Origin of the sequence: Collinsella sp. CLA-ER-H6, from assembly GCF_040092305.1 — a bacterium.
Taxonomy (GTDB): Bacteria; Actinomycetota; Coriobacteriia; order Coriobacteriales; family Coriobacteriaceae; genus Collinsella.
Map to the genome: position 1 here is coordinate 139,041 of NZ_JBBNLS010000004.1, position 9,907 is coordinate 148,947.

The window sequence follows — 9,907 nt, forward strand, 5'->3', positions numbered from 1 at the left end:
TTGTTTGCCGCCGGTTTTTACGCCGCTTCGTCGAACTGCGAGTTGTACAGGTCGGCGTAGAAGCCGCCCTGGGCGAGCAGCTCGTCGTGCGTGCCCTTCTCGACGATGTCGCCGTCGCGAATCACCAAGATCACGTCGGCGTTGCGGATCGTGGACAGGCGGTGCGCGATGACAAAGCTGGTGCGGCCCTGCATCAGCGCATCCATGGCGCGCTGAATGAGCTCCTCGGTACGGGTATCGACGTTGGAAGTCGCCTCGTCCAGAATCAGTGCCGGGCGGTCGGCCAAAATGGCACGGGCGATGGTCACGAGCTGGCGCTGACCCTGCGACAGGTTGGTGCCCTCCTCGTTGATCATAAAGTCGTAGCCACCGGCGAGCGTATGAATAAAGTGATCGCAGCGTGCGGCGCGTGCGGCGGCCTCGACCTCGGCATCGCTTGCATCGGGGCGTCCGTAGCGGATGTTCTCGCGGATCGTGCCGTTAAACAGCCAGGTATCCTGCAGCACCATGGCAAACTCGCCGCGAAGTGCCGCGCGGTCCCAATCGCGCACGTCGACGCCCTCGACGCGCAGCGAGCCGCCGTCCACATCGTAAAAGCGCTGCAGCAGCTTAATGAGCGTGGTCTTGCCAGCGCCGGTGGGACCGACGATGGCGATGGTCTGGCCGGGCTGCGCCTCGCAGCTAAAGTCGTGGATGATGGTCTTGTCGGGCGTGTAGCCAAACTTGACGTGGTCGAACTCCACGTGGCCGGGGCGCTTCTCGGGAATCTGCGCGTCAGCCTTCTGCTCCTCCTCGGGCGCGGCCAGGAACTCAAAGACGCGCTCGGTGGCGGCGGCCATCGACTGCATCGTGTTGCTCACGTTGCCCAGCTGCTGTACGGGTTGCGTAAAGTTGCGAACGTACTGGATAAAGCTCTGGATGTCGCCGGGCGTGGCATTGCCGGTCAGCGCGAGTTGCGCGCCCACCACGACGACGCCCACGTAGCCCATGTTGCCCACCAAACTCATGAGCGGCATCATCAGGCCCGACAGGAACTGCGAGCGCCAGCCACTAATAAAGAGGCGGTCGTTTTGGCGGTCGAATTCCTCGATCGAGGCCTCGGCGCGGTCGAACACCTGAATGACGTTCTGGCCGGCAAAATCCTCCTCGATAATGCCGTTGACGGCGCCCAGAACCTGCTGCTGCTCGCGGAAGTACGGCTGCGAGAAGTGAATCATCACGGTCAGGATAATCGCAGCGGCCGGCAGCGTGAGCACGGTGACGCCGGTGAGCGGCAGGCTGATCGACAGCATCATGACGAGCACGCCGATAATCTGCGTCACCGACGTGATGAGCTGGGTCACGCTCTGGTTGAGCGACTGGCCGAGCGTATCGACGTCGTTGGTGATGCGACTGAGCACGTCGCCCTTGCTGTGTCCGTTAAAGTAGCTCATCGGCACGACGGCAATCTTGGCGGCGATCTCCTTGCGCATTCGGTAGCAGATCTTTTGCGTGACGCCGGTCATGAGCCAGCCCTGGATTAGACTGCAGATAGAGCTCGCCAGATACAGGCAGAGCAAAAAGCCGAGCGTCTTGGCAATCCAGGCAAAGTCGACATCGCCGGTGCCGTTGACCTTGGCAACCAAGCCCTCGAACAGTTTGGTGGTAACCTGGCCGAGCACCTTGGGCCCCACGATGTTAAAGATGACCGAGCACACGGCAAAGGCGACGGCGGTAAACACGGCAATCTTGTGCTGGCCGATATAGCCGAGCAGCTGCCTCATGGCGCCCTTAAAGTCCTTGGCCTTTTCGCCGCGACGCATGCCGCCCATGCGGCCCATGGGACCACGCTGGCGGGTGGGCTTGGGAATCTGAGTCTTGGTCTCGTCTGCCATTAGCGCTCGCCTCCTTCCGTGACGGCTGCAATTTCTTCTTGGGTAAGCCCCAGCTCCTCGGCGGAAAGCTGCGACTGTGCGATCTCCAGGTACGCCGGGCAGCTGCGCAGCAGCTCCTCGTGCGTACCGGTGCCCACCACGTGGCCGTCGTCGAGCACGATGATCTGGTCGGCGTGCATGATGGTCGCGATGCGCTGGGCCACGACCACGAGCGCGGCGTCGGTAACGTTTTTGGCCAGCTCCTCGCGTAGGCGCGCGTCGGTCTTGTAGTCGAGGGCACTAAACGAGTCATCGAACACCACGACCTCGGGCTTTTTGGCCAACGCGCGGGCGATGGCCAGACGCTGGCGCTGACCACCCGAAACATTGGAGCCGCCCTGGCTGATAGGGGAGTCGTACCCGTCCTCGCGCTCGGCGATAAAGTCCTCCGCCTGGGCGATGCGTGCTGCCTGGCGCATATCCTCGTCACTCACCATGTCGCCGGCAAACTTGAGGTTGCTCTCGACGGTACCCGAGAACAGGCGACCCTGCTGCGGAATATAACCGATGCGGCGGCGCAGCTCGGAAAGGGTCATGTCGCGCACATCGATGCCGTCGAGCGAAATGCTGCCGCCCGTGACGTCGTACAGGCGCGGAATCAGCTGCACGAGCGTGGACTTGCCCGAGCCCGTGGAGCCAATAATGCCGAGCATCTGACCGGCATGCGTGGTGAAGTTCACGCCGCTGATGACGTCGGCGCGGGCATCGGGATACTGGAAGCTCACGTCGCGGAAGGTGAGCTCACCGCGCGGCGCGCTGGCTGCGGGCAGTTTGGGCGAGGCGGGGTCGTTGATGCTCGTGGGGCAAGTGATGACCTCTTCCACGCGCTCGGCTGCGACCTCGGCACGGGGCAGGATAACCGAAACCATGGTGAGGATCATAAACGCCATGACGATCTGCATGGTGTAGGAGATAAACGCCATCATGTTGCCGACCTGCATCACGCCGTCGGACACGCCCTGCGCGCCAAACCAGACGATAAGCACGGTGATGCAGTTCATGACGAGCATCATGAGCGGCATCATAAAGCTCATGGCTCGGTTGGTGTAGAGCTGCGTGGTCATCAGATCGAGCGACGCCTTGTCAAAACGCTCGAGCTCATGCTCCTCGCGGTTGAACGAGCGGATGGGCATAAGGCCGTCGAGTAGCTCGCGGGCGGTAAGGTTCACACGGTCCACGTAACTTTGCATCTTTTTGAACTTGGGCATGGTGAGGCCCATGAGCACGCCGACGACGGCCGAGACCGCGATGATGGCAACGGCGATGGTCCACTCCAGGCCGGTATGGTTGGCCAGGACGCGCATGACGGCGACGATGCCCATGACGGGGGCCATCAGACACATGCGGATAAACAGGGTTGCGGCCATCTGGATCTGCTGAATGTCGTTGGTGCAGCGGGTGATGAGCGAGGCCTGGCTAAACTTGCCCACCTCGGCCGGTGAGAAGTGCATAACCTTGTTGAAGGTCTCACGGCGCAGGTCGCGGGCGATGGAGCAGGCGGTGCGCGAAGCCACGGCACCGGTCAGGATGGTGGCGACGAGTGACACCAGACACAGACCAAACATCGTGGTCGCCATGCGGCCCAGGTAGGCGTTCTGCACGTCGGCGGGGTCGATGCCCTGCGCCTTGTACTCGTCCTGTACATAGCTCACGGCGCGCTGAGTGACGATGGAGCCCGACATGGAGCCCATTTTATCCGCCATTTCGTTGGCGCCCTCAACGAGCTTGCTTTGGTCTACCAGACCGCCCTCGACACCCAGGCGCAGGCTCTTCATGGTGATCTTACCGCCGTCGGCATCAATCTGCTTTTGCATGTTCTGCGCCGCAGCGGCCTTCCGCTGCATCTCGGCGAGCTGCTCGGGCGTCATCGTCGCCATCTGCTCGGGGGTGGGCATGGCCTGGGCGGCGCTGTTGCCAGATTCGTTGGACGTGCCGGTCATGTCTCCCATGGAGTCAGCGTCAATGCCCTGGTTGAGCGAAAGGACAACAGTCTCGGGCAGGCTCATAATGTCGGCGAGCTTGCTGCCGTCGGCGCGCTCGTCCTCGGTACCCTCATACGTTCGAATGCCGTTTTTGTCAGCCTTGCTAAACACGGCCTCCACAGCCTTGGCGTCCTTGGCGCTCATAAAGAGCTCAAGGTCATCGAGCGATTCGGCACGAATGGTGTCGGGCACGGGCGAGGCGATGCCGCCTTGCTGCACGCCTACGTCGACGATGTCGCTCATATAGGTAGGCAGTGCCAGATCGGCGTTGCAGCTGATTACGATAAGTACGATAGCTGCGAACAGTGCCAGGATATGCTTTTTAAAGAGCTTGAGAATCCTCACTCGGCATCTCTCCTTTCTTGATTGCGGTCGATAATTTCGTTGGCACGCCTTAGAAGACGCACCATCTCTTGGGTATCTGTTTCGCCGAGCTGCTCGAGGAAAGCCGCAGTGCGGTCCTCGAATTCCCGACGTTTGATTTCGAGATCCTGGAATCCTTTGTCGGTCACCGTGACGTGTACGCGACGACGGTCGGTCTTTGAGTGCTCGCGCTCGACCCAGCCCTTGGCTTCGAGAGCGCGTAGGATATTGGCGATGCGGGCACTCGAGACCCAGGCGCGATCAGCGAGTTCGCTCGGCGTGAGCGAACCGCCGGCGCGCATGAGGGCGCGCATGACGGCCATCTCGCCACCCAGAGCCTGGTCGGCAAAGCGCGAAACGCGCTGGTGCATGCTGCCAAACTCGGTAAAGAGCTGACGCCCAAGCTCATGGAAATCGGTATCTTCCACCGAAAACCCCTAACACTAGAAACTATTTTCGGTGGAAGATGATACCCCCATACGCGGGCCTCATACAATGGGCAATATTAAGAGCTCATTAAGACTTAAAATCATTCAATTGCTAAAGTGTTTCAAAGAACTAGTATGCACGCGGTTAGGCGAGGGGTTGTCACCACCATGACGACTGGGACTCATTTATCGCCACGTGCGATGCTCCAACTTCCCGCAAGGAGACACCTAAATTAAAGGGGGATGGAGTCATGGCATTTGACTTCACGGGCAAGACCGCGATTGTCACGGGCGGCACTCAGGGCATTGGCCTCGAGATCGCCAAGGGCATCGTCGCGGGCGGCGGACACGTCGCGCTCATCGCAAGGAACGCTGCTAAGGGCGAGGCCGCAGTGGCCGAGCTTGGCGAGGGCAACAAGTTCTATCAGCTCGATGTCGCCGATGCGCCCAAGGCGCGCGAGACCGTCGAGCAGATTTTTACGGACCTGCCGCAAACCAACATCTTGATTAACTGCGCTGGCGTCATCAGCACCAAGAAGTTCGACGAGATCGATGACACCGAGTGGCGCCGCACTATCGATATCAACCTCAACGGTACCTTCACTATGATGAACGCCGTGTACCCGCACTTTAAGGCGGCGCATGCCGGCACTATCGTCAACGTGAGTTCCGTTGCTGGCAAGATCGGCGGCGGCCTGCTTGGCACCGCTGCCTACGCGAGCTCCAAGGCCGGTGTCAACGGCCTTACCAAGGCGGTCGCCAAGGAGGGCGGCAAGTTTGGCGTTCGCTGCAACGCCGTGTGCCCGTCGCTCACGTTGACCGATATGACCTCGATTCTCTCTGACGAGAACTCTCAGCGCATCATCAACGGTATTCCTCTGGGCCGCGCTGCCCAGGCCAGCGAGCCTGCGCAGATGGTGCTGTTCTTCGCTTCCGACCTCGCCAGCTTCGTGAACGGCGAGATCGGTGACTGCGACGGCGGCATCGTCCTGGACGGGTAATACCCCGCGATGATTATTCGGCGACGGCTCCTGCGACTCGGGACCGTCGCCTTCTTTCTGACATAGGCGCGTGCGGCTACGATTCGCATGCATCCAAAGGAGATATATATGAGTGAATCGACTGCGGTGGAGGCGCCGGCGGCAAAGGAGCCGTTCTTTAAGATGTCCTCCATCCCGGGTGCCAATATTTTGGTGCCGCTTTTGCTGGGCTGCCTGCTCAACACGCTATTCCCCGACCTGTTCAAAACGCTCGGCAGCTTTACGCTTGGTATGACCCAGCAGGGCGCAGGCCCGCTCGTGGGCGCTTTTTTGCTCATCGTCGGTACGACGATTTCGTTTAAGAGTGCTCCTGCCGCCGCTGCACGCGGCGCCATCATCATCGCCGTCAAGCAGATCGTGGTCGTTGCCGTGTCGCTGCTCATCCTTTATGTGTTCAACGACAACCTGTTTGGCATCTCTGCCATGGTGATGCTGGCGGCTTGCACCGGCGCCAACAACGCTATGTACGCTGGTCTGATGGGCACCATGGGCAATGAGGCCGAGCGTGGCGCCGTCGCCATCACCACGCTGGTTGTCGGCCCTCCGGTCACGATGATCGTGCTCGGCGCTGCCGGTCAGGCTCCGATCGGCTGGTCGCTCGTGGGCGCCATCCTGCCGATCGTCGTCGGCATTATTCTGGGCAACCTCTTCCCGAGCTTTAAGAAGATGATGGCACCGGCACTTTCCGCCGTCATCGTGCTCGTCTTCTTTGCCATGGGCTCGACCATGACCTTTGGCCAGCTCATTAATGGCGGTCTCCCCGGTATTCTGCTCGGCGTGATCTGCTCGGTGGTCTTTGCAATTCCCGTTATCGCGGTCGATAAGCTCACGGGCGGTACGGGTGTCGCAGGTGCGGCCATTTCGAGCTGCGCCGGAGCCAATGTGGCCACGCCTGCTGCCATGGCAAGCGTCAACGAGGCCATGTACGGTGGTGCTGTGCTCGCGACGGCTACGGCACAGGTTGCTGCCTGCGCTATCGTGACGGCCATTTTGACCCCGCTGGTCACCAGCTGGTGCTACAAGCATTTTGAGGGCCAGCAGAGCAACGGCAAGGCAACGACCGACAAGGCCTCCGCAGCCGCCTAATGCCAAACGGTAATCAAAGCTAAAAACTAGCTACGCCACAGGGCGGCCACGGGGGATCCCGTGGCCGCCCTGCAGTTTCTGTAGGGTCTTTGGGACACTTTACCCTGCTAAAGCTGGCATAACAGCTAGAGCGAACGTCGTACAAAGGCAAGGAAAAATAACATACAAATCGGTGAACGGTAGTTGTTCGCGCTCGCGTTTCCTGCGGATTTGTAAAAAACGCCCTTATGATATAAAAAAAGAAACATATAACAGCCCAGATGGAGAGGGTCGCTATGTTATCCTTCTCAGACGGGTGAAATCTTGGGTTTTGGGTTGTAGTTCCAAGGTGGACAAACGTTTTCTCTGCACCAGTGTGTGTTGAAGAACGGAAGAAGCCGGTAGTGCAAGCCGAACATTCAAGAATTCAATAAGCAGCGGTGTGAGAGAGCGCCGCATTACACGTAACTAGGAGCGTGGTTACACAATGCAGGAGGCATGGGAAGGCTTCAAGGAAGGCATCTGGACGGGAGAAGTTGACGTCCGAGACTTCATCCAGAAGAACTACACCCCCTACGAGGGCGACGAGTCGTTCCTCGTCGGTCCGACCGAGCGTACCAAGGAGCTGTGGGGCGAGGTTCTCGACCTGCTGCTTAAGGAGCGCGAGCAGGGCGGTGTCCTCGATATGGACACCAAGATCGTCACGGGTATCGTGAGCCACCCCGCTGGCTACATCGATAACGCCCACCGCGAGAAGGAGACTATCGTCGGCCTCCAGACCGACAAGCCGCTCAAGCGCGCGCTGCACGTCAACGGTGGTATCCGCATCGCTTGCCAGGCTGCCAGCCAGCACGGCTACAAGGTCGACGAGAACGTTGTCGAGCGCTACACCTTCGAGCGCAAGACCCACAACGCCGGCGTCTTCGATGTTTACACCCCCGAGATGCGTGCTTGCCGCTCGGCTCACATCATCACCGGTCTGCCCGATGGCTATGGCCGCGGCCGTATCATCGGCGACTACCGTCGTGTCGCCCTGTACGGTGTCGACTACCTGATCAAGGACAAGGAGGCCCAGAAGGCTTCCACCCCGACGGTCATGACCGCCGACAACATCCGCGATCGTGAGGAGCTGCAGGAGCAGATCCGCGCCCTCGGCGAGCTCAAGATGATGGCCGAGACCTATGGTTTCGACATTTCCAACCCTGCTACCAACACGCAGGAAGCCATCCAGTGGATGTACTTCGCCTACCTTGCTGCCGTCAAGGAGCAGAACGGCGCTGCCATGTCCATCGGCCGTACCTCTACGTTCATCGACATCTACGCTGAGCGCGACCTTGCCAACGGTACCTTCACCGAGGAGCAGATCCAGGAGTTCGTGGATCACTTCATCATGAAGCTTCGCATGGTCAAGTTTGCCCGTACCCCTGAGTACCAGGCCCTGTTCACCGGCGACCCGCAGTGGGTCACCGAGTCCATCGGCGGCATGGGTGTCGACGGCCGTACGCTCGTTACCAAGATGAGCTACCGCTACCTGCACACGCTCGAGAACATGGGCACCAGTCCCGAGCCCAACATGACCGTTCTGTGGTCGACCCGTCTGCCCGAGAACTTCAAGAAGTTCTGCGCCAAGACTTCTGTCGCCAGCTCCTCGATCCAGTACGAGAACGACGACCTCATGCGCGTCTATCATGGCGACGACTACGGCATCGCCTGCTGCGTGTCCTCCATGCGCATCGGCAAGGAGATGCAGTTCTTCGGCGCTCGCGCCAACCTGGCCAAGTGCCTGCTGTACGCACTCAACGGCGGCGTCGACGAGGTCTCCAAGAAGCAGGTCGGCCCCAAGTATCGCGCCGTCGAGGGCGATACGCTCGATTACGACGACGTTGTGGCCAAGTACAACGACATGATGAAGTGGCTCGCTGGCGTGTACGTCAACTCGCTGAACATCATTCACTACATGCACGACAAGTATTGCTACGAGCGTATCCAGATGGCTCTGCACGACAAGCACGTGCACCGCTGGTTCGCTACGGGCATCGCTGGCCTTTCCGTCGTGGCTGACTCCCTGTCCGCCATCAAGTACGCCAAGGTCCACCCCGTCCGTGACGAGAACGGCATCATCGTCGACTTCGAGACCGAGGGCGAGTTCCCCAAGTACGGTAACGACGACGACCGCGTCGACCAGATCGCTCACGACGTTGTGCACCAGTTCATGGAGTACATCCGCATGAACGACACCTACCGCAACTCCGTGCCCACGACCTCGGTTCTGACCATTACCTCCAACGTCGTGTACGGTAAGAAGACCGGCTCCACGCCCGACGGCCGCAAGGCTGGCCAGCCGTTCGCCCCGGGTGCTAACCCCATGCACAAGCGCGATAGCCACGGCGCCATCGCTTCGCTGTCTTCGGTTTCCAAGCTCCCGTTCCGCGATGCTCAGGACGGCATCTCCAACACCTTCTCCATCATCCCGAGTGCGCTCGGCAAGGAGGACCAGGTGTTCTTTGGCGATATCGACCTTGATCAGCTGGGCGAGTAACTATTGTTAGTGCTATACTAACAATAACGATTACTGATTAGTGCGCCGGTTTCGGCCGGCGCCTATCGATCGAAGGAGACACATTATGAAGGTTTCTGAAGTTTCCGAGACTCAGGCCGATAACCTGGTCCACATGCTCGACGCTTACGCCGAGAAGGGTGGCCACCACCTGAACATCAACGTCTTCAACCGTGAGACGCTTCTCGACGCTCAGGCTCACCCCGAGAAGTACCCGCAACTGACCATCCGCGTTTCCGGCTATGCCGTGAACTTCCACACGCTCACCAAGGAGCAGCAGGACGAGGTCATTGCGCGTACCTTCCACAACAAGTTCTAAAGGGATTTAACTCCCGCAGGATCACCGGGCCGCTTTGGGTTACTTTCCAAAACGTCCTCGGACATGCAAAGAGGCTCCGCATCGCGCTTCGCGCTGCGGAGCCTCTTTGCGTCCTGACGCTCCTATTTGGCAAGGTGTTTTTTAGAATCCATTTTGCGCTCGGCCTCGAAGGCCTGCCTGTCCCAATCGAGCGGAAGTCCGGCCTCGACCCATGCCTCGTAGGCCCTCCTTATGGGCTTG

Annotated in this window: 7 protein-coding genes; 4 read left to right on the plus strand and 3 right to left on the minus strand. The window is 59.9% G+C overall.

Going from position 1 to position 9,907, the window contains the following annotated elements; translation table 11 throughout:
• Positions 1-17 precede the first annotated feature (17 nt).
• Genes AAAX77_RS02935 through AAAX77_RS02945 form a run of 3 tightly spaced genes read right to left on the minus strand, consistent with a single transcriptional unit; the run spans position 18 to position 4,686 of the window.
• Positions 18-1,874 carry an ABC transporter ATP-binding protein gene (locus AAAX77_RS02935; protein WP_349104719.1) on the minus strand — a complete coding sequence of 619 codons (1,857 nt, stop codon included), beginning with the start codon at positions 1,872-1,874 and terminating at the stop codon, positions 18-20.
• Entirely contained in the window at positions 1,874-4,240 is a 2,367-nt protein-coding gene (locus AAAX77_RS02940) for an ABC transporter ATP-binding protein (RefSeq protein WP_349104721.1), read from the minus strand. Before AAAX77_RS02940 ends, AAAX77_RS02935 begins: the two co-directional genes overlap by 1 nt.
• Positions 4,237-4,686 (minus strand): MarR family transcriptional regulator, encoded by a 450-nt coding sequence (locus AAAX77_RS02945; protein WP_349104722.1) that lies wholly within the window; start codon positions 4,684-4,686, stop codon positions 4,237-4,239. Before AAAX77_RS02945 ends, AAAX77_RS02940 begins: the two co-directional genes overlap by 4 nt.
• 251 nt (positions 4,687-4,937) lie before the next feature.
• Here AAAX77_RS02945 and AAAX77_RS02950 point away from each other — a divergent pair, with 251 nt between their 5' ends.
• The 4 genes from AAAX77_RS02950 (at position 4,938) to grcA3 (ending at position 9,667) form a co-directional block, all read left to right on the plus strand.
• Positions 4,938-5,687, plus strand: coding sequence for an SDR family NAD(P)-dependent oxidoreductase (locus AAAX77_RS02950; RefSeq protein WP_006234857.1), 750 nt, complete (start codon positions 4,938-4,940; stop codon positions 5,685-5,687).
• 108 nt (positions 5,688-5,795) lie between these two features.
• Complete coding sequence (locus AAAX77_RS02955) at positions 5,796-6,812, plus strand: 2-keto-3-deoxygluconate permease (RefSeq protein ID WP_227790803.1); 1,017 nt, start codon at positions 5,796-5,798, stop codon at positions 6,810-6,812.
• Positions 6,813-7,278: 466 nt separating this feature from the next.
• Positions 7,279-9,330 carry a formate C-acetyltransferase gene (gene pflB, locus AAAX77_RS02960; protein ID WP_006234859.1) on the plus strand — a complete coding sequence of 684 codons (2,052 nt, stop codon included), beginning with the start codon at positions 7,279-7,281 and terminating at the stop codon, positions 9,328-9,330.
• 85 nt (positions 9,331-9,415) lie between these two features.
• A complete protein-coding gene (grcA3, locus tag AAAX77_RS02965) occupies positions 9,416-9,667 on the plus strand; it encodes an autonomous glycyl radical cofactor GrcA3 (RefSeq protein WP_117746636.1) in 252 nt (83 codons plus the stop codon).
• Positions 9,668-9,907: the final 240 nt, after the last annotated feature.